A 19,055-nucleotide genomic window follows, 5' to 3' on the forward strand; every position below is an offset into this window, starting at 1 on the left:
GCCGTGTCGTGTTGATCTGTGCCGTGTCGTGTTGATCTGTGCCGTGTCGTGTTGATCTGTGCCGTGTCGTGTTGATCTGTGCCGTGTCGTGTTGATCTGTGCCGTGTCGTGTTGATCCGTGCCGTGTCGTGTAGATCCACGCCGTGTCGTGTAGATCCACGCCGTGTCGTGTAGCGCCGTGTCCTGTAGATCCTTCCGCGACCCGTAGTTCCATTCCGTGATCTGTATGCAGATCCAGGGGCGCGATCTGTAGGTCCAGGGGCGTGACCATCGCTTTTCGTGCTCGGCTCCGACTTCTCGTCGCTCAACGTTCCCACGTGTGGTGATACTTGGCCTAACGTGCCGTTGATTAGCGTTACATTATTCAGCGGGATCAGCACCTCCCCTCGGCCCGTATCGACGTCGGCCGACGGGGCGACAATGATTAAGGAGACGTCGATGGTCAACCTCAACGGATGGCGCACTGCGCCGCGAGTTTCGGAATGTAATGCCAAGGGTGGCAGCAAGATTCGAGCGCTCACCCTGCTCACCGCGATCGCGGCGGCGGCCAGCGGCTTCGGTCTGGGCGCCGCGACCCCCGCGGCAAACGCCGATATCGGCGTGCGCTGCCTGTGGGCGGGCGTCGGTCATCCGCAGGGTGTGGCGATCGCCGCGGGTGGCTGGATGTACCGGTGCCAATCGGACTTCTTCGGCTTCGCGCGCTGGTCCCGTGAAGGATTGGCCCCGGGCCGCAGCAGCGTGTACAACCCCGGCACCAATGGCAACCCCGCAGGCCAGTTCAGCCCGGGGGCGCAGCAGCCCGGCACGGACTACATGGACTCCTGCGTCGGCAGCCAGTTGATCGAGGGCCGGGAGGACATCTACGAGGCGGTCGCGGATGGCCGCGGCGGGCTGTACTGGCGTGCGGCCGGGCCGGTCTCGCAGTGGACCTTCGATATGGCCGCGAACCGGCCGGGACCGTCGTGGCGGTCGTCGAGCCTGTGCGTCGATGGCAGCCTGACCTGAGTCGTCCATCGCGAATCTTCCTATCGCCGATGCCCTTTCGGACGGTCGCGCAATTTTATGCGTGCCGTCCGGGAGGGCATCGAGCTGTGTCGAGGGGCAACTGTGCGCTGGCAAAGTAGTCAATTGTGTACCAGCGGAGCGTCATTGGCTGCTGTGTAGGACTTGTGCTTTTGTGGATGCGAGGTCCAGCGGCTGGGTGTATCCACGGTTGAATCTCGGCTGGGTGGGGACGCGCGAAGTTGAGGCGCCATGTCAATTCGGTGCACAGACAAATGCGACCGTCGCCCTTTCGGGGCGACGGTCGCATTCGGAATATGAAGAGCCGCAGGGGAATAGGTCAGCGGCCACCGTCGGAGGGAACCCAGACCCAGCGACCACCGTCGTTGGTGTTCTCGTAGGAGCCTCGGCTCGAGTTGTTGTTGCCGGAGGCGGCGTGATCCTGATCGGCGACGCGGCGGCTGCCGTTCGAGCCGTTGTTGTAGCCGCCGCCGCGGGCACCGCCGCCGTTGCTGTTGCTGTGGCTCCCTGGGGCCGCGAGGGTCGACTGAATCGCCATGGCGGCCGGCGTGATGACCAGCGCACCGGCGACCGCACCGGCAATGACGACCTTCTTCGACTTGAGGTTCATGGTTACCGATATCTCCTTAGTCCTGTGGGTCCCGGACTTGGTCGGTAGGTGTGTGCCGGGTATGCAGGTTGTCTGCTCTCTATTGTGCCGTCAAACAGCGGCACAATCAATAGTGAACCGATAGGAAATTTTCCAACCTACCAACTCTGGCGGTGCGGTTGAGGCTTCCGCTCACCGTGATTCGGATGGCGCACACAGCGTCGCGCGGGTGGCCAGGCCGACTTCGGAGGCAGCTATCAGCACCGACGTCGCCTTTGGTGTGGCATCGGCGACGAACGGTCAGCGCGTCCGTTCGCGTCTCCATATGGGCCGCTGCCCGGCCGCGGCTCGGATCGGGGATGTTCGACCGCCAGCTCGTTCGAGCCGTCGGACATACGATCCTCCTTGTCCAGATGCCTGCGCGCTCGGGGCGGGCCGCACACCGGGCGACACCACGTTGCCACGAGTTCCGGCCCAGGCTTCCCCGTGGTTGGGGATATTCGGCCCAAAGCCCGTATGGTCGATCAGGATTCACTCACTGGCCACGCTCGGGGCGCTTGGGCATCGTCTTATCGTGCGCCGCGATCACCCGAGGTCGAACCACGGATATTCCGGCCCGGTGTGACGGATGTTTCTGGTGTGAGCATGTCCTAGCGTTCTCGACGCTCGGCATTGCCGCATGCTCATTCTCAACTATCTGGGATGTCCGATGGAAAGTGTCTCGAAGACTGTACGAGTGGTTGCCGCTGCCGATGTAGCGGAGGTTGTGGGACCTCAGGAGCAGCACCTGCTGCCGTGTATCACCCAGGAAACCTGTGGGGCCGGCGGTATTTCGGCGGCAATGGTGAATATGGCGCCGGGGAAGGTGGCGCGGGCGCACTATCACGCGCACAGTGAAACAGTCGTGGCGTGTCTGACCGGGCGGGCGGTGACCTTGATCGGCCCCGAATTGACGCCGTACTTCCACGGACCGCGCGAACTTCTGTATATCCCGGAGGGTGTCGTGCATGTCGCGGTGAATCTCAGCGACACCGACGGCCTGACTGCCCTCGACATCCGTACCGATCCGCTCTTCAGCAACGACCTGATATTGACACCGGAATTCGATGCGGCGGCACTGGAGGTCGCCGCGCGCCTGCGGCGCGAACTCGCTCGCGCATGAGCCGCACCAGCATCGCATTCGGCCGGGACACGGCGCCGCGTAGCGGTCCGATCGACGATGCGTTCACCACGCTGGTGCGCCGCCCGGATGTGATCTCCTTCGCGGTCGGCGCGCCGGATCCGGCCCTGTTGCCGGGTGAGCTGATCGCATCGCTGGCGGCCGCGGCGATTGCGAAGTACGGGAACACCGCCGTGCAGTACGGACTCACGCAGGGCTTTCCGCCGCTGCTGGAACAGGCGCGAATGCTATTGTCCGGCCGCGGGATCGGATGTGCGACGAGCCGCTTGCACATCGCGACGGGCGGATCCGGCGCATTGCACAACGTTTGTATGGCACTGCTCGGCCCCGGCAGCGTGGTGCTGGTGGAAACCCCGACCTACGGCCCGGCGGTGAAGGTGTTCCGCAGCCACGGCGCGACGGTCGTCCAGGTCGAATGCGATGCCGATGGCGTCATCCCGGAAGCGTTGGATATCGCACTGGCGCAGTATGACGCGGCGTTCGTCTATCTCCTGCCGACCTTCCAGAACCCGACCGGGCGGACCATGTCCACCGCCCGGCGCGCACGGGTCGCCGAGGTGATCACCTGGCACCGGGCCCTGGTCGTGGAGGACGATGTGTACACCGACCTGCGGTATCGGGGAGAGCCGCTGCCCGCGCTATGGTCCTTCGCCCCGGACAACACCGTCTACATCACCTCGCTGTCGAAAACCCTTGCGCCTGCGCTGCGGATCGGTATCGCGGTATTGCCGGTCGACCTGCTCGAGCCGGTGCTCGCACTCAAACAGGGCATCGATATGCAGACCTCGGCGTTCAGCCAGGCCATTGCCGCCGAATTCCTCGGCACCCCGGCGGGCGACGCGCATCTCGGCCGGCTCGTGGCATCGTATGCGGTCAAGCTGAATACCGTGACGAACGCGCTGGGAAAGTACTTTCCGACCGGATTCAGCTGGTCGGAGCCGGACGGTGGCATGTTCGTATGGGTCGAGGGCCCAACCGATTTCGACGCGGACGCGGTATTGCCTCGGGCGCTGGCAGCGGGCATGGCCTATCTGCCCGGGTCCGCATTCTTCGCCGCACCCGACGCACCGCGCAATGCGATACGGCTGAGCTTTGCCGGTGTGCCGGAGCACCGCATCGACCGCGGTATCGAACTGCTGGCAGGACTGTGCGCATGAGTGTCGTCGGCGTCTGGGAAGTGGTGGCCGATGGCGCGCCGTTCGGATACCACGTGATGACCTTCCACGCGGATGGCACCATGCTCCAGTCGAATCCGGACCACGGCAACCGGGCCACCAGCGACAGCAACGGCATGGGTACCTGGCGGGCCGACGGGTCGAATGTATCGGGCGCCTTCCTGGAATTCACTGTGGACCGTGCGGATCCGTGGCTGGTGCAGAAGGGGATCGTGCGGTTCGACCTGACCGTGCACGGTGACGGATTCACCGGATCGGCGAGCGCGACGTTCTACGATCTCGCGGGCAGACCGTGCCGCGGCCCACTCGCCGCCGACCTGACCGGTCGTAGATTCGGCCCTCCGATGTCGTGCGACGAGGTGTCATCCCGGTAGGTGGACCACTCGCTGTTCCCATTCGCCGTCGAGCACATCGGCCTGCCAGCGCTTGTTCCAGCCGAACGGCATGAGGTGGACGAGGACACCGCGGGCTTCCAGGGATTCGGCGAGACTCGCCAGCACGGTGAGCGCGGTCGGCACATCCGACCGTTCGCCGGGGGTGGCCAGATGGGAGAAGCCGTTGATGACGATATGCGACGCATCGGTTTTGGACGCGATGCGCCGCACGATCTTGATGGCGGCTTTCGACGGGGGTGAATCGCCGCGCTCCACCCCGACCATCAACAGCAGACAGTCGGAAAACGAGTTCGTCACCCCGATCGCCGCCGGTTCGAGCGAGACGGCGACCGGGCTGGCCGTGGTGACGGTGTATTCGAAGGTACGGCAGCGGCTACTGAGGATTTTCATGCTCTGGTTCCGGAATCAGCGTCGGCCACGATCAGGTGATACGCATACGGGCCTGGCGCGAGCGGCCAGTGCCGTATGCGGCAGGGTGTGACAGCGTGATCCGTGCCAACGCATTCCCGGTTCGCACTGTCGGGCGTCGTTGGCCGACATGTGGATGATGTGTTGTGTCCCGGACCCGCCGAGCGGGTCGACGCGACACATCTTGTACCAGCCGAACGGCATGAGATGAACCTGCTCACCGCGTTCCTCTAGCCGTTCGGCCACTTCGGTCAGCACGTCCAGGGCCTCGGCCAGTTCCGCGAGCACATCGAATCCCACTGGAGTGCTGTCTCTTTCACCGGGTCCGGGCAGACACGCGAAGCCGTCGACGACGATCGGCCCCGCATCGGATTCGGTGACAATGCGCTGGACGAGCTGTACGGCGGTGCCCGCCAATGCCCGGTCGCCGCGGTCCACACCGACTGCCAACAGCAGGCAGTCGTGGAAGCGTCTGCGCGCTCCGATTGCCGACGGCTCGAGAGTAGTGGCGCAGGGGCTCGCCGTCGTCACGGTGTATTCCACGGTGCGGCACCGGTTGCTGACAATGCGCATCAACTACCTCCGGGGCCGCTCATCCGGACGCCTCGACGGCGCCGGCGGCATCGAGGTCGAGCACGGCCGTCGCGGTGCGCTCGATAATGCCGAGGCAGACCTCGTCGGGCTGGTACTTGGGCTGGATGGCGCTGTGACCTATGGTCGACAGCCAGATGAAGTACGGATACAGCGCCTGCTGCCGGTAGGCCAGCCAGGCCGTATCGAAATCGGGCGCCGGAGCGCCACAGGCCGCCAGCTGCCCCAGGTAGACGCCGAGCAGGTCGTATTCCCAGGCCCGCCGATCGGCCACCGTCAGACCGGAGCCGACCACATAGGCGAAGTCGTAGGCCCAACTGCCGCGCAGCACGACCTGCCAGTCGGTGAAACCCATCCGGCCGTTGGCGGTGACGTAGGTATTGCCGATATGGCTGTCACCGTGCAGGAAGGTCTGTGGGCCGGTGCTGGCGATCTCGAGTGCGCGTTCCAGTGCGCGGTAGAGCCGATCATGGTGGGCGGGAAGCACTTCGGGCAGTACCGAGGCGGCGCGCCGAGCCCCGACCCGAGCCCGTTTGGACATGCCGATCAAACTGTCGAGATTGGCGAAATGCGCCCTCGGCGGCTTCAGCCACCGATGGTGCAGCAGTTGCTCGGCATCCCAGTAGCGGGCGTGCCAAGTCGCCATGGTGCGCAGCAGATCCTCGATCTGTTCGCGCCCGATCGGCCTTCCCGGCGTGCAGAAGCTGGCGCCCTTGGTGTGGACTATGTCCTCGAGCAGCGAGATCGACCGCCCCGATCGGCTGTCGACCGCGCTGTGATATCCGCGCGGCGCCTCGATATCGAGGTGGGGGCGTAGGTGTTTGAAGAATCCCGGTTCACCGCGCAGAAGTCCGGCCAGGTCGAGGGTGAGCCGCTGTTTGAAACCCGCGGTCGTCTTGGCGAACAGATTTTCCGGTAGGCCCGCCACCTGCCCGGCCTCGTTGTAGGTGACAGTCAATTTCCACCGGGTCGAGGTGCCGCTGGACGGCTTCCCGATATCGAACCCCTTGACCTTGGTGCCCGGATGGCCGTAGCACAGCACAGCGGTCAGCCAATTGGTGGTCAGTTCTCGACCGATCACCGGCACATCGGCCACACGTAGGGCCTGTGGGCGGGTGATCGCTTCCCGCGCGATATGACCACCGATGCGTGTGATTCCGCGCACCACCGCGAGTGCGGGGTGCCGAGTGGGGGCCTCGGACTGCAACGGTTCTCCTCGGCTCTCGTGGCAATTCGAATAGCGTTGTGCCCGGCCGGTTTCGCTGCTGGCGAGCCGCCGTAATCGGCGACACTATGGCAGGCGCGCACCGGGAACATCCGTCATAGCTGGTCGGAACATCCGCATCCCCGGATGCGAATACCGCGCTCACCTGGCGATCGACAGCGGGCATATCTGCATGCGGACGCATAAGATCCCTCGCGTGCCGGACTCCCTCACCTCCGTATTCGTCGGTCGCGATGCCGAGGTCGAGCGTGCGGTGTCGCTGGGTAGGCGCGCCGCCGCCGGGCAGGGGACGGTGCTGCTCGTCGAGGGTGAGCCCGGTATCGGCAAGACCGCGCTGCTCGACGCGGCCGGTGCCCGATATGCCGCTGACGGGTTGTTCGTGCGCCGAGGCGCCGCGAAGGAACTGCAGCGGCAGGTGCCCTTCGCGGCGGTCTGCTCATGGCTGGATGCCGACCGCGGCGCCTCGGATCCGGTGCGTGCGCTGCTGCGCAGCGGGGATCGTGCGGGCGACGGTGCGGCGACGCACGAATTCGCGATCACCGAGGCAATCCTCGATTTGGTCGATACCTGGTGTGCCGCCGGTCCGGTCGCGTTGCTCATCGACGATGTGCACTGGGCGGACCGGCAGAGTCTCACGGTGCTGCACCGGCTCTGTGGTGTCCTCGGTGATTTGCCACTGCTGCTGGTGCTGGCGGCGCGTCCGCTGCCCCGCGACGCCGGATTCGTCGCGTTGACGGCCGAACTCGTGGAACGTCGTGCCCCGATGATCCGGCTCGGCGCGCTTGCTGAACTGGCTGCGGCGGAGCTGGTTCGGCATATGGTCGGTGCGACTCCGGGGCCCGGCCTGATGCGACAGGTGGTCGGAGCGGGCGGAAATCCGCTCTACATAACGGAATTGGTGGCCTCGCTATTGCGCGACGCGGCGATCACGGTGGTCGCGGATACCGCAGATCCAACCGAACTGGTCGATGGTCCATCCGCGTCGCTGGCGGGCGCGATTGCGCAGCGGCTGGAATTCCTGTCGCGGTCGGCGAGGCAAGTACTTCCGATGGCCGCGGCGCTCGGACCGACCGTGTACGTCCCGGAACTGGCCGCGGTGCTGGACAGTCCGATCATGGAAATCTGGAAGGTGGTCACCGAGGCGACCGACGGTGGGCTGCTTACCCGTGCCGACTCCGAGCTGGTCTTCCGGCACGATCTGATCCGCCAGGTCCTCGCCGATCAGTTGCCCGATTCGCTGCGCGCCGGATTGCTGCGGCGGGCCGGACAGATCCTGTTGGCGACCGACGCACCAATCGAGCGGATCGCCTACTACCTGTCCGCAGGGGGGAACGAACTCGATACGCGGACACTCGACTGGCTGGTCGCGGTGGCCGACAAGTTGATCGTGCGCGCGCCCGAAATCGCGGTGCAGCTATTGCGGCGCGCGGCAGCCACGGCGGAGCTCGGCACGCGTTCGATACTGCTGCGACTGCACGCCCAAGCGCTGCTGTGGAACGGTCGCGCGGCCGAGGCCGAAGCCCTGGTGCGCACGGCCCTGCTGAACCGGCCGGAGGACGATATCGAACTGCGGTGGTTGCTGATGCAGGCCTGCCATGCGCGCGGCGATCTGCGTGAAGTCGTTGCCGTTGCCGAAAAGACCCTGGCCACACCGAACCTTACGGACGAGGACGCGGGCCGGTTCCACGGGATGAGCGGTTTGAACAATTTCTACCTCGGCCGGTTCGACGCGGCGGAGGCGGCCGGTGCACAGGCGTTGGCGATCGGGGATGCCACCGAGAACCCCCTCGTGACCGGATATGGGCTGTTGACGGTGGGGGCCGTGCGTTACGTCCAGGGATATCTCGACGAGGCATTGGAACTGAGCAGCCGCATTCTGGCCGTCTTCGAGAACGGATTCGGTTCCGACCAGTTCGATCCCTATGTGCTCTACGCACACTGCTTGATCGAACTCGATCGGTTCGCCGATGCGGAAGTGGTGCTACACAAGGCGATCGGACACAGTCGCCGGATCCACGGCGTCTATCTCAGTGCGAGTGCGGCCGCCAAGGCGCGGCTCTACGTACTGAACGGACGTTGGGACGATGCAATCATCGAATGCACTTCGGGTCGGTCGGTGCCCGATGCCCTCGGCTACACGCCGATCCTGCAGAGCCTGTCCGCGCTGATCGGCATCCACCGCGGCACCTTTCTGCCGGATCCGGACGATATCCCCGCACCGAACGACCAACTCGGCAGCAGTAGTTACGGCCAGTTCTATCCGTGGATCAATGCGCTGCTGCTCGAGACGCGCGGGGATCCGCGTGGCGCACTTGACCTGCTCGTCGACGCGCAGCTACGCCTCGCCGACGGATTGACCTCGCCCACGCTGTATTACATCTACCCAGATATCGCCCGCCTTGCCGCCGATGTCGGTGACGAGAAGGCGGCTCGTTCGGTGGTCATGGCATCCGCCGAGTCCGCTCGGCGCCAACCGACCGCGGCCAGAACCGGCACCGCCATGCTGTGCCGCGGTGTCGCCGAGCGCGATCCCGCCGTGCTGCGCACGGCCGCCGCCGAGTTCCGCCGGGCGGGGCGCCCGTTCTACGAGGCGCAGGCATACGAGAACGCGGCCGTATTGTTCGCCGCGGACGGGGCCGGCTCGGACGCTCGCAGCGCCTTGGATGCTGCTGTCGAGCTCTACAGTGGCCTCGGTGCGTCTTGGGATATCGCTCGTGCGGTCGCGCGCATGCGCCCGTACGGAATTCGCCGCGGCGTCCGCGGACCCCGCAACCGCCCCAAATCCGGACGCGCTGCCTTGACCGATACCGAACGCAAGGTAGCCGCCTTGGTGGCCGAGGGCTTCTCCAACGCCGACATTGCCGCCCAGATGTTCCTGTCGCGCAGGACAATTCAGTCCCACGTATCCAACATCCTGGCCAAACTCGGGGTGGGTTCGCGCCGGGAGATCGCGCCCGAGATCTCAGGTTACTGACGCCATCGGGTACCGCCAACGGGCCGTCCCGGCACTCGCGTGACCAAGGTTTGGCGTGCCGTTCGGAGGCGGGCACAGGGGCAGTGCACAACATTCGCGCAACGCCCGATATCGCCGCGTGCGTGGCACTCGACCGCCGCTGGACAGTGTCACCGGCGGACGCGGGTACGGGCGTTGCCCGGATGTTCTACCCGGGAGGAAAATCGATGGCGTAGATGCGGGGCGTTAACTCCGCTTCAGCAGAGCTCTGATGATCGCTGACACCATGGGGTGATATCTATGCGAATGGACGGAGACAGCTGGGACATCGTGACGAGCGTTGGTCTGACCGCCCTGGGCGTCGCCACGTTTCGCGCACTCGAGACGCTCGATCCCGAGCCGATGATCCACGACGACTATGCGGCGTGGTTCGTCCAGGCGGCGGGTGAACCGCATTTTCTGCGGATGCTGGACGACCCGGCGTCGGTGGGCGCGGTCGGTTTGTTCGGGCGGTTCATGGGGGTCCGGACAAAGTTCTTCGACGAGTTCTTCGCCGCGGCGTGGCAGCGCGGTGTGCGGCAGGCAGTGATCCTGGCATCCGGTCTGGACGCGCGGGCGTATCGGTTGGACTGGCCCGCGGGCACGGTCGTCTTCGAGATCGATCAGCCCCGTGTGCTGGAGTTCAAGAATCGCGTGCTCGCCGATCACGGTGCCGTGGCCAGGGCCGATCTGCGCGCGCTGGCGGTCGATCTGCGCGACGACTGGCCCGCCGCGCTCACCACCGCGGATTTCGATCCGAGGCTCCCGGCGGCGTGGTCGGCCGAGGGGCTGTTGCCGTTCCTTCCGGGTTCGGCACACGACGCCTTGTTCGAACGCATCGACGCCCTGTCCGCGGTCGGCAGCAGCCTGGCCACCGACGACTTCGGCCGCGGGCTGGACCAGCGCCATTTCGATATGGAGGAAAGGTTCTTCGGCGACAACCCGTTCGGCAGCCTGAACGTGCGCGACCTGTGGTACGACGACGACCGCGCCGATCCCGGGGACTGGCTGTCTCAGCACGGCTGGTCGGTCCACCGCGCCACGCCCTTCGACCTGGCCGCCGGCTACGGCCGCCCGATCACCGACCTGCCCGCCGACTTGCCCGTCGAACTGATCGACCGCATGCGGGAGGCGCGCTACATATCCGCCGAGAAGCGCGGGTGAACCCACAGGTCGTCGGGCGGCTGCTCGGCCTCGGCCGGGCGACCGAGCCGGTCGCCGGTCAGCCGGTGGCGACCAGAGCCATGGCCGAATAGCGCGGAAGGCTGCGCGCCCAGTGCCAGTCCTCGTCGAGGGTCATCGCGCCGAGGAAAAGTTCGGATACGCGCAGCCCGATCCGGCGGAGCGGTCGCGACCGCGTCACAGGCTTCGGTCGAAATGGGCTACGGCGCGGTCGATGGCGGGTAGCACGTAAACCGTTCACCTTGTTCGACTTTCGACGTCAGATCGTCGCGGCCTGGTGTTGCTCGGGCAGCCAGCTCTCCGGATGCGCCCACGGCAGCACGTTTCCTAGCTGCCCGGCTGCCGTCCGGAAGAATTCCAGCACCTCATGGTCGGAATGTCGCAGGCTGAAGTGCGTCAGAACGAAGAGCGTCTCCGGGTGCGCCGCGATCACCGGCTCGAGGCGGCTCCACACCGTATGACCGATGCGGTCTGCACGCTCCAGCTCGGAATCATGGAGGAACGTGCACTCGGTGATGATCACCGGGTAGGCGAACAACCACGGATTGCGTACGAAGACGTTTACGTGCGTGTCGCCGAGGAAGGCGAACAGCGGACGCAGAATCTCTCGCTCGACCTGCACCCCTTCCTTGCGTTTCGCGGCCATGAGGCGCCCGAACTCGGCGGCGCGCCCGTCGGCCATCAGGGTGCGTCGCAGCGCCTCGTACTCCGGCAAAAGTTCCTTGCTGCGTTCGGCGAACGCGTAGCCGACGCAGGGCACCTTGTGCTCGCATTCGACGACCCGTACGTGATGTCCTCGGCGCCCGAAGGTGAACTCGTCACCGCCGCATACGCCATGCAGCCGGTACCCTCCACCCAAGTCGGGGTCGTAGGCTGCCCCGTGATTCAGCTCGGCCGAGGCACGCAGGAAGGACTCCGTGTAGGACATTGCCTCGGCCGGAAGGTAGATGTCCACACCGGACTCCTTGGACGCCAAGTAGTCGAGATCCTTCGAATGGTCGTGGTGGGTGTGCGTCAGGAAGACGGTGTCCACCTGCCGCCCCTCACACAGCCCCGCATCGAGGCTGCAGCGAAGTTCAGGCACATGAAAGAACGTCTTGTCGTTGGCCCGCGAATACCCCGTCAAAGTGAGCCGAGTTCCGGGGATCTGCCACGTCTTCCACTGCCGGAATGGGTGCCCACTCTCCAGCCGTTCAGGGTGATCCATAACGGGAGGGTAAGTGAACCGCTTCGGATTGTTAACCGATATTTCGTGAGCGGTCGCCAACACATGATCGTGAGATCTCCACTGCTGGAGGCGAACTACGGTACATATGGTGAAGCTCTTGGAACGTCCGGTCGTCCTTGCGTTGACCTATGTCGTCGGCTCGGTCCTGCTCGGGCCAGCCATTTTCCTGGGTGGTTATGCGCTCTTCACCCGAGGAGTCGCTGATTACTGCGACGCGGTCCATGGTGACCCGGCTTCACGCGATGCGGCATTCACAGCTGCGCAAACCTTCCAGATCACCGGCGCCTGCATCATGCTGGCTTTCGGGCTTGTCCTGTTGGCCGATCTTTGGACCCACCGCCATCAGATCAGCCTAGTGCGAGTCACTTTGAGCAGCTATGGGATTCTCGCCATGATGTGCGGGTTCGGCTTTCTCATCCTGGTGTCCGGCTCTTCAGGTCAGAGCTGCTAGCCGGAATGACACCTCGCACTGTGACAACTCTGTCGGCGACCCGTTGCCGCTCACAGTGCGCTTCCAAAGCGATTGCGGCAAAAGGCCACCGACAACACCAAGCCCGGCTCAGCCACTACCGCCGTCGGTGACACTCCTTCATGCTTCCCAGGATGAATCACAGGATTCTCGCGATCGACGACGCAAACCGGCCGACGATCACGAGTTGTCAGGCGGCGGAAATCGCGCCGAAGTGCGTTTTTCCCGGGCATATCGACGTCGCACCGGTAACCCGAACTCTGTATCACCGGTTTCGACGGGCCGGCCACCCACACCATGCACCGAGTGGCCCGCACCCTCCCAGAACAGCACCCGGTCGAACACAACGTCACCGCCCTCCCGCCGGAAGCCTCTCGCGGTGACCTTGCCGCACGCGACGAAGCCACATCCGAACATGCCGCCCGCCAATTCCAATAACAGCAGGGGCACGGCAGCGCTGTCATCGAGGTCGCCATGGCGAGAAACCGGCGTGAGGGTGAGCCCGCCATTGAACCGCGGGTCCAGTTCCATCCGCTCCACGGCTTCGAAACAGATCTCGGTCTGATACGCGAATGCCCCGAAGTCGTTGCTGCGCAACAACAATTCCTTATGACTGACCGTATACCGGTGAACATGCAGATCGCAGTCGATAGTGAAGGGCAGATTACTCACACATCCACAGTGCCACGGACAGGTTCGGCGACCGCTGTGCTCGGACAGGTGGCGAGGCTTTCCTGCGCTCATGGTTCGAGGTACAAGCGTTCATTCGGTAGGCGAGGGTATGCGCTCGCGTCTCCTAAGTCGACGGTAACCGCGTCGGCATAGTGCTGTGCCTGGTGTTCCTGGATGAACAGCAGCGCAGCGGTGAGGCAGGCTGCGAAGTCGAACCGGATGCCGTGTAGGAACACACTGAGGTGCACGTCCTGTTCGTCGGGGCGCGGAGATCGGCGCGGCGTGCTGTCGCGCCTGCGCGGCTGGATGTCGTCCATGGGTCCTATGCCCCCGTGCGTGACGCCGACCGCGTTCCGCCACGATGCACACATGCCAGAATCGAGTCCATCACTGCGCGGCCCGATGGACGAAATGAGCTCTGCGGCAGTGTGATCCATGTGCGGAATAGCCCACCCCGATCAGCGGGCGATGGCAATGCGATATCGCCTCCGGCGCGGACTACCGACACATTCAGTCGGCGCATCTGCGCATACAGTCGCTCATCATCGGGTAGATCCGGGCGGATCATGAACGACCACCGAGCCGAACGCGGATGCGATATCACCGGCCCGCCACCGAGCCGTCGGCGGTTAAGATCGGCTTGCACCGCCTGACCGAGATCGGCGGGCATCGTAATCGCCCACGCCCGACCGGCTTTGACAATGATGCGCCCCAGCTCGGGTGGGTCGATCACCGCGGGCAGATCGCACACCCGCCGATAGTACTGACACCGGGACATTGCCGTGTCCCCAAAAGCCATGTGGTCCATCGTGTTAGACCTCTGCTCGCGTCTGTGGAATTGGATGTGCGCCCGGCCCCTGAAAAGCTCCTGATGAGGAGAGCTATTCGCTCCGGGTGCACACCCAGCACACCTCAGATACGTGCAAGTCCACAACGTTCCAACAGAAACGTTTCACTAAAAACCCTCGTAGTTTTAGTTCGCGCGGCATTCTGGTTTCAACTGAAACCCCAAGATGGAAGGCGACATCCGTGACAGCCGATTCCACAGTTTGAATCCCCCCGGGTTTCGTGCGCACCCGGTTATCTGTCTCCGACCGGTTGTTCGGTCCGAGCGGCATAGTAGTCGGCCTCGTACTCGACCGGTGGTTTGCGGCCGAGCCGATGCATCAGCCGGGACTCGTTGAACCAGCTGACCCACTCATGGGTGAGTTGCTCGACATCAGCCAGGCGGTGCAGCGGACCACGCCGGAACGGTGAATCGTCCCGGACCGCTTCGGTCTTGTAGAGCCCGATCGTGGTCTCGGCGAGGGCATTGTCGAAGGCATCGCCAACCGATCCAATCGACGGCTTGAGACCTGAAAGCATCAGTGTCTCACCGAATTTCACCGAAGTGTACTGACTTCCCGCATCCGAATGATGGATTGCATCGGTCAGCGGATGACCTTCACGGTTCCGCAGCGCGACGGCTTGCCGGATCGCCGATTCCACGAACGCGGTCAGTTTGCTGGTCGCGCATTCCCAGCCCAGGATCCGGCCCGCGTACGCATCGATGACGAACGCCGTGTACACGAACGCACCCGTCGCCAGCCGCACATAGGTGAAGTCCGCCACGACCAGTAGGTTCGGTGCCGGCACCCGGAACTGCCGATCCACCAGATCCGCCGCCCGCACCGCAGCCGGATCGGCCTCGGTGGTACGAATCGTCTTGCGCCGCAACACACCCCGCCACCCGTTGGCCCGCATCAACCGTTCCACGGTGCACCGGGCGGCCGGGATGCCTTGACGCTGCAGGTGCGCCCACATCTTTTCCGCCCCGTACAGGCATTCGGGCTGACGTCTGCCGTTCTCGTCGGGCTCGTAGCAGCCGGCCAGGATCTCGGTGAGGGTGATATCCCACAAGGCTCGTTTCGACGGCGCACGTTTCGCCCAGGCATGGAACGTTCGAGGGGAGATCTTCACCCCGCGAGCGGTCAGCGCCCGGCACATCGCCGCTATCGGGAACCGAGCCTTGTGTTCGGCGATGAACTCACACACTAAGGGTGTCGCGGGTGTTTGTCCCGCGCGAAAAAAGACGTTGCCGCAGAAAGGATTTCGATCGTCTGCTCCAACTCGGCGATCTTCCGTTTCTGCTCACGGATGATCCTCGCCGACTCCGTCGAGGTCCCCTCGGCCTCACCTCGATCGACCGCGGCCTGCCGGATCCATTTCCGCAGCGTCTCCGCCGTCATCCCCAGCCGGGCCGACACCGCCTTGATCGCTGCCCACTCGCTGTCGTAGTCGTCACGGTGATCGACGACCAGCCGGACGGCCTTGGCCTTGGTCGCTTCGTCGTACTTCGCAGGCATCTCTCGCCCATCCTCTCAAGAAAGAGAGTGGGCACGAAACACGGGGGGATTCAGTTGCCCGGCGGCTCCTCGGTATCCAACTGGAGGCGCTTCGCGAGAAGTCCGGCATCACCATGGCCGACGCTGCCGCTTCGATCTCCATTGGCAAGTCGACCCTGTGGAAGATCGAGACGGGCCAGCCGGTTCGCCTCAACCCGGTCCTGCTGAACCACCTGTGTCAGCTGTACGGCGCAACGCCGAAATCGACCAAGGCGCTGCTCGGCCTGGTGGATGAAACCAAGACACGTGGCTGGTGGCACGCTTTCACCGACCAGATCCCGAAGGACTTCGGGCTGTTCGTCAGTCTGGAGGACGCCGCCACCCATATGACGTCGTACCAGACCACGTTCTTGCCCGGTCTCCTGCACACGCGCGACTATCGCCGCGCGCTGAGCTGGACGGAGTTCCCGCACAAGCCTTCTGACGAGACCGAGCGGCTGCTCGATGTCGGGATGAAGCGACAGGCCCGCCTGACCAGTGCACGCAATCCGATCACACTGAACGTGCTCATCGACGAGTCGATTCTCCGACGCATGACTGGTAGCACCGAGGTAATGGCAGCTCAGCTGCGCCACCTAATCGACTGTGGCCAGCTGCCGAACGTGTCTATCCGCGTGGTTCCGTCGAAGGTCGGCACCTACCGTGGTCTGATTGTCGGCTCGTTCGTGCTGTTGGAGTTCCCGCCGCATCCCAAGGCGGATCTGACTATGTCCCCCGTCGTGTACATCCAGGGCTTCACCGGCGATCTGTACCTGGAAAAGCCTGTGGAAGTCGACCACTATCGTGGAGCCTGCGCGGATATCGAGCGATTGGCGTTGGACGAGAACGCGAGCCGCGCCTTGCTGCTCGACATTGCGAAGGAGTATGCCCGGTGAACATCGACCTATCTGGTGCGAAGTGGTTCAAGAGCCGCCGGAGCACCGCATCAAAGGATTGCGTGGAGGTCGCACACCTGGACGGCGGCTTGGTCGGAGTGCGCGACTCCAAGAACCCGACCGGCCCGGTGTTGGTCTTCACGTCTGGTGAGTGGGACGCCTTCACCGCGGGCGTAGCCGATGGCGACTTCGAACGGCCGTAACGGACCTCCGGGCCGGCCTGTATCCCGAGAAGCCGGAAGAGGTTCGGCAGTATCGTGAAGCTTGTGTCGACATCAACAGGTTGGCGCTGGGTGAGGCGGATAGTCGTGCTCTCATCGGCCCGGATTGCAGAGGAGTATGCCCAGTGAACATCGACCTGTCCGGCGCTGTCTGGTTCAAGAGCACTCGCAGCACCGGGTCGAAGGATTGTGTACAAGTGGCGCACCTCGACCGGGGCATGGTCGGCGTGCGCGACTCCAAGAACCCGACTGGCCCGGTGTTGGTCTTCATGCCCAGCGAGTGGGACGCCTTCACCGCTGACGTTGCGGGTGGCGAGTTCGAGCGGCCGTAGCCAGATATCCCGAAAGCCCCCGCACTCCGATCGCAGCGGTCGAGTTACGGGGCTTCGCGGTAAGGGGCCATGCCGGATGTGGGTGCCGCACTCCAGGTTTCAGAATGCCCAGCTTGACAGTGGTACCGAGCGCAACCAGTTGAGGAGATCATCCTCGCTGTGGTCCCGAATCGTGCGAGCGGGCTGAATGCGGACCGCACCCGATCGCTTCCGGTGCTGAGGTACCAGTAGATGACGGCCCGCCGATCGTGTGAGCAGTCGATGCGCGGTACCGAAGCGAATCTCGCACCTCGTCGGTGGGCGGAGTCCGTGCGGTGCTAGGCGGTCGGCGAGGTCGGGCCGGTGTCGCCGACCGCCATGTCCCTCGGTCTGCCCGAATTCGGCATCCACTCACGGCGGGTCGGCGGAGCTCCCATGCCTGAACTGGTCGGTCGACTGCCAAACTTAAGCCGATGTAAATGTGCGGGTCGCCGGTTGGCGGGGGTGCGGCGGGCGAGTCGAGAATTTCCATCGTGAGCGATCTTGTTGCTCCGAACCGGGCCGCGCCCGCACCGCCGCGACTGAGTTCGGTTACCGGGCGGTGGGTCGTGACCGCCGCGGTGCTCGGGTCGGCGGTGGTCCTGCTGGATGCGCCGGTCGTCAATGTCGCTGTGCCGCGGATCGGTTCGAGTATGGGTGCGGACCTGGCCGACTTGCAGTGGGTCGTCGGCGGCTACACGCTGGCGCTGGCATCGCTGATCCTGGTGGGCGGGGGACTGGGCGACCGGGTGGGGCAGCGCGCGGTATTCGTTTGGGGCAGTGGCGGTTTCGCGGTGGCCTCGGTGCTGTGCAGCGTCGCGCCCACCATGGAAATGCTGATCGTGGCGCGGGTTGTGCAGGGGATCGCGGGTGCGTTGCTCACCCCGGGCAGCCTGGCGTTGATCACGGCCTCGATCGATCGTCGTGATCACGGTGCGGCAATCGGGTTGTGGGCCGGACTTGTCGGGGTCGTCGAGGCGGCCGGACCCGTGGTCGGTGGTTGGCTGACCGAGTTGGCCGGGTGGCGCTCGGTATTTCTCATCGCCGTTCCGTTCGCGGTGGCGGTGACCGTCGTATCGGTGCGCTACCTTCCGGAGTCGCGGGATGTGCATGCGCGACCGCTCGATCTGTCGGGTGCGGCCACCGCCGTGGCCGGGTTGGGTGCGCTCACCTATGGGTTCATCGGCGCACGCGGGTGGCTGTCATTGCTCGGCGCGGCGCTGCTCGGGATGTTCGCTCTCATCCAGTTGCGCGGGGAACATCCGCTGCTGCCGCCATCACTCTTCCGCTCGCGGGTGTTCACCGCGGCCAATATGGTGACCGCTGCCGTCTACGCGGGCCTGGGTGGCGTCTACTTCCTGCTGCCACTCCAATTGCAGGTGGTCGCGGGATATTCGCCATTGGCGGCGGGCCTGGCGACGGTGCCGATCACCGCGATCATGCTGGTGTCGTCCCCGGCCGCGGGCCGGTGGGCGCAGCGGCACGGTGCACGGATCCCGATGACACTCGGCTCGGCACTTGCCGCGTGCGGTGCCGTACTGCTGACGGAGATCGGCACGCGCGCAACCTATCTGAGCGATGTGCTGCCGGGGACCGTCGTGCTCGGTGCGGGGCTGGCCGTCTTCGTTGCCCCGCTGACCGGTGCCGTATTCGCCGCGGTGTCGGTATCGGATGCCGGAATCGCGTCGGGGGTGAACAATGCGGTCGCCCGGACCGCGCAACTGCTGGCCGTCGCCGCGCTGCCGGGGCTCGTGGGTATCTCGGGCGCGCCGCTCACCGATGCCATCGGCTTCGGCAGCGGTTTCCATGACGCGCTGTGGATCTGCGGTGCGCTACTTTTCGCCGGTGCCGTGCTCACCGCGACTCTCATGCCGCGCACGCCGCAACCCCCTTGATGTGACCGGCCGTGGCCCTGCGGCATTCCGATAACCGTACCCGTGGATGGTCGTGTATCCGCGGAAATTTCACTGCGATTGCCCTATTGCGTGGTCGGCACAATTGATAAGCATCGCTGTGTCGAAATATTCCACACCTCTGATCCGCATTTCTGCTGAAAGGATTCTCAGCGAGCGTCGGGACTGAAATGCTGTGCGGCG

20 protein-coding genes are annotated in these 19,055 nt (G+C 64.8%); 11 read left to right on the plus strand and 9 right to left on the minus strand.

The features are described 5' to 3' along the window. The first annotated feature begins 438 nt into the window (after positions 1-438). A complete protein-coding gene (locus ABZ293_RS20345) occupies positions 439-1,005 on the plus strand; it encodes a hypothetical protein (protein WP_355182717.1) in 567 nt (188 codons plus the stop codon). Positions 1,006-1,342: 337 nt separating this feature from the next. Here ABZ293_RS20345 and ABZ293_RS20350 read toward each other — a convergent pair whose 3' ends face one another. Next, on the minus strand, positions 1,343-1,633 hold the full coding sequence (locus ABZ293_RS20350) for a hypothetical protein (RefSeq protein ID WP_355182719.1): 291 nt from the start codon (positions 1,631-1,633) through the stop codon (positions 1,343-1,345). 715 nt (positions 1,634-2,348) lie between these two features. Between ABZ293_RS20350 and ABZ293_RS20355 the strand changes: the two genes are divergently transcribed. The 3 genes from ABZ293_RS20355 to ABZ293_RS20365 are packed head-to-tail and all read left to right on the plus strand — an operon-like array spanning position 2,349 to position 4,341. Beyond that, positions 2,349-2,774 (plus strand): cupin domain-containing protein, encoded by a 426-nt coding sequence (locus ABZ293_RS20355; RefSeq protein WP_355182721.1) that lies wholly within the window; start codon positions 2,349-2,351, stop codon positions 2,772-2,774. Further along, a complete protein-coding gene (locus ABZ293_RS20360) occupies positions 2,771-3,949 on the plus strand; it encodes a PLP-dependent aminotransferase family protein (RefSeq protein WP_355182723.1) in 1,179 nt (392 codons plus the stop codon). Before ABZ293_RS20355 ends, ABZ293_RS20360 begins: the two co-directional genes overlap by 4 nt. Continuing rightward, positions 3,946-4,341: a hypothetical protein gene (locus tag ABZ293_RS20365; protein ID WP_355182725.1), complete on the plus strand. Its 396-nt coding sequence runs from the start codon at positions 3,946-3,948 to the stop codon at positions 4,339-4,341. The genes ABZ293_RS20360 and ABZ293_RS20365 overlap by 4 nt, the downstream gene beginning before the upstream one ends. Here ABZ293_RS20365 and ABZ293_RS20370 read toward each other — a convergent pair. From ABZ293_RS20370 to ABZ293_RS20380, 3 genes are read right to left on the minus strand one after another with little or no spacing between them, the layout of a single operon-like run. Continuing rightward, the gene (locus ABZ293_RS20370; RefSeq protein ID WP_355182727.1) at positions 4,330-4,752 is read right to left on the minus strand and encodes a threonyl-tRNA synthetase editing domain-containing protein; all 423 of its coding nucleotides are present in this window, start codon (positions 4,750-4,752) and stop codon (positions 4,330-4,332) included. The two genes, ABZ293_RS20365 and ABZ293_RS20370, sit on opposite strands and share 12 nt — an antisense overlap. Before the next feature lie 15 nt (positions 4,753-4,767). Further along, positions 4,768-5,343: a threonyl-tRNA synthetase editing domain-containing protein gene (locus ABZ293_RS20375; RefSeq protein ID WP_355182729.1), complete on the minus strand. Its 576-nt coding sequence runs from the start codon at positions 5,341-5,343 to the stop codon at positions 4,768-4,770. A 19-nt stretch (positions 5,344-5,362) separates the two neighbouring features. Continuing rightward, complete coding sequence (locus ABZ293_RS20380) at positions 5,363-6,568, minus strand: phosphotransferase (protein WP_355182731.1); 1,206 nt, start codon at positions 6,566-6,568, stop codon at positions 5,363-5,365. 214 nt (positions 6,569-6,782) lie between these two features. On the opposite strand from ABZ293_RS20380, the gene ABZ293_RS20385 reads away from it, so the two are divergent. After that, positions 6,783-9,560 carry an AAA family ATPase gene (locus ABZ293_RS20385; RefSeq protein ID WP_355182733.1) on the plus strand — a complete coding sequence of 926 codons (2,778 nt, stop codon included), beginning with the start codon at positions 6,783-6,785 and terminating at the stop codon, positions 9,558-9,560. Between the two features lie 279 nt (positions 9,561-9,839). Beyond that, positions 9,840-10,742 (plus strand): class I SAM-dependent methyltransferase, encoded by a 903-nt coding sequence (locus ABZ293_RS20390; RefSeq protein WP_355182735.1) that lies wholly within the window; start codon positions 9,840-9,842, stop codon positions 10,740-10,742. A 58-nt stretch (positions 10,743-10,800) separates the two neighbouring features. Here ABZ293_RS20390 and ABZ293_RS20395 read toward each other — a convergent pair whose 3' ends face one another. Further along, on the minus strand, positions 10,801-10,941 hold the full coding sequence (locus ABZ293_RS20395; RefSeq protein WP_355182737.1) for a hypothetical protein: 141 nt from the start codon (positions 10,939-10,941) through the stop codon (positions 10,801-10,803). Positions 10,942-11,019: 78 nt separating this feature from the next. After that, positions 11,020-11,967 (minus strand): MBL fold metallo-hydrolase, encoded by a 948-nt coding sequence (locus tag ABZ293_RS20400; RefSeq protein ID WP_355182739.1) that lies wholly within the window; start codon positions 11,965-11,967, stop codon positions 11,020-11,022. Positions 11,968-12,076: 109 nt separating this feature from the next. On the opposite strand from ABZ293_RS20400, the gene ABZ293_RS20405 reads away from it, so the two are divergent. Next, on the plus strand, positions 12,077-12,439 hold the full coding sequence (locus ABZ293_RS20405) for a hypothetical protein (protein WP_355182741.1): 363 nt from the start codon (positions 12,077-12,079) through the stop codon (positions 12,437-12,439). A gap of 198 nt (positions 12,440-12,637) precedes the next feature. Here ABZ293_RS20405 and ABZ293_RS20410 read toward each other — a convergent pair whose 3' ends face one another. The 3 genes from ABZ293_RS20410 to ABZ293_RS20420 form a co-directional block, all read right to left on the minus strand. Next, positions 12,638-13,129: a hypothetical protein gene (locus ABZ293_RS20410; protein ID WP_355182743.1), complete on the minus strand. Its 492-nt coding sequence runs from the start codon at positions 13,127-13,129 to the stop codon at positions 12,638-12,640. 68 nt (positions 13,130-13,197) lie between these two features. Next, positions 13,198-13,446, minus strand: a complete 249-nt coding sequence (locus ABZ293_RS20415; protein WP_355182745.1) for a hypothetical protein — start codon at positions 13,444-13,446, stop codon at positions 13,198-13,200. Between the two features lie 763 nt (positions 13,447-14,209). After that, positions 14,210-15,474 (minus strand): IS3 family transposase gene (locus ABZ293_RS20420; RefSeq protein WP_355182747.1). Its coding sequence is split into 2 segments (ribosomal slippage): positions 14,210-15,195 and positions 15,195-15,474, totalling 1,266 coding nucleotides; the frame shifts between segments, so codons are not numbered across the junction. Between the two features lie 80 nt (positions 15,475-15,554). On the opposite strand from ABZ293_RS20420, the gene ABZ293_RS20425 reads away from it, so the two are divergent. From ABZ293_RS20425 to ABZ293_RS20440, 4 genes are all read left to right on the plus strand, one after another. Further along, positions 15,555-16,388, plus strand: a complete 834-nt coding sequence (locus tag ABZ293_RS20425) for a helix-turn-helix transcriptional regulator (protein ID WP_355182996.1) — start codon at positions 15,555-15,557, stop codon at positions 16,386-16,388. Continuing rightward, a complete protein-coding gene (locus ABZ293_RS20430) occupies positions 16,385-16,591 on the plus strand; it encodes a DUF397 domain-containing protein (protein ID WP_355182749.1) in 207 nt (68 codons plus the stop codon). The genes ABZ293_RS20425 and ABZ293_RS20430 overlap by 4 nt, the downstream gene beginning before the upstream one ends. A 143-nt stretch (positions 16,592-16,734) precedes the next feature. Then, a complete protein-coding gene (locus tag ABZ293_RS20435) occupies positions 16,735-16,941 on the plus strand; it encodes a DUF397 domain-containing protein (protein WP_355182751.1) in 207 nt (68 codons plus the stop codon). Between the two features lie 512 nt (positions 16,942-17,453). Next, positions 17,454-18,854, plus strand: coding sequence for a DHA2 family efflux MFS transporter permease subunit (locus tag ABZ293_RS20440; RefSeq protein ID WP_355182753.1), 1,401 nt, complete (start codon positions 17,454-17,456; stop codon positions 18,852-18,854). Positions 18,855-19,055: the final 201 nt, after the last annotated feature.

The organism is Nocardia sp. NPDC005998, assembly GCF_040614395.1.
In the GTDB taxonomy this organism is placed as follows: domain Bacteria; phylum Actinomycetota; class Actinomycetes; order Mycobacteriales; family Mycobacteriaceae; genus Nocardia.

What these genes read in the sequence shown, in the direction of transcription:
- ABZ293_RS20360 (WP_355182723.1), top strand. Translation starts at nt 2,771, where the DNA reads ATGAGCCGCACCAGCATCGCATTCGGCCGGGACACGGCGCCGCGTAGC.
- ABZ293_RS20375 (WP_355182729.1), bottom strand. Translation starts at nt 5,343, where the DNA reads ATGCGCATTGTCAGCAACCGGTGCCGCACCGTGGAATACACCGTGACG.
- ABZ293_RS20365 (WP_355182725.1), top strand. Translation starts at nt 3,946, where the DNA reads ATGAGTGTCGTCGGCGTCTGGGAAGTGGTGGCCGATGGCGCGCCGTTC.
- ABZ293_RS20370 (WP_355182727.1), bottom strand. Translation starts at nt 4,752, where the DNA reads ATGAAAATCCTCAGTAGCCGCTGCCGTACCTTCGAATACACCGTCACC.
- ABZ293_RS20390 (WP_355182735.1), top strand. Translation starts at nt 9,840, where the DNA reads ATGCGAATGGACGGAGACAGCTGGGACATCGTGACGAGCGTTGGTCTG.
- ABZ293_RS20400 (WP_355182739.1), bottom strand. Translation starts at nt 11,967, where the DNA reads ATGGATCACCCTGAACGGCTGGAGAGTGGGCACCCATTCCGGCAGTGG.
- ABZ293_RS20350 (WP_355182719.1), bottom strand. Translation starts at nt 1,633, where the DNA reads ATGAACCTCAAGTCGAAGAAGGTCGTCATTGCCGGTGCGGTCGCCGGT.
- ABZ293_RS20345 (WP_355182717.1), top strand. Translation starts at nt 439, where the DNA reads ATGGTCAACCTCAACGGATGGCGCACTGCGCCGCGAGTTTCGGAATGT.
- ABZ293_RS20415 (WP_355182745.1), bottom strand. Translation starts at nt 13,446, where the DNA reads ATGGACGACATCCAGCCGCGCAGGCGCGACAGCACGCCGCGCCGATCT.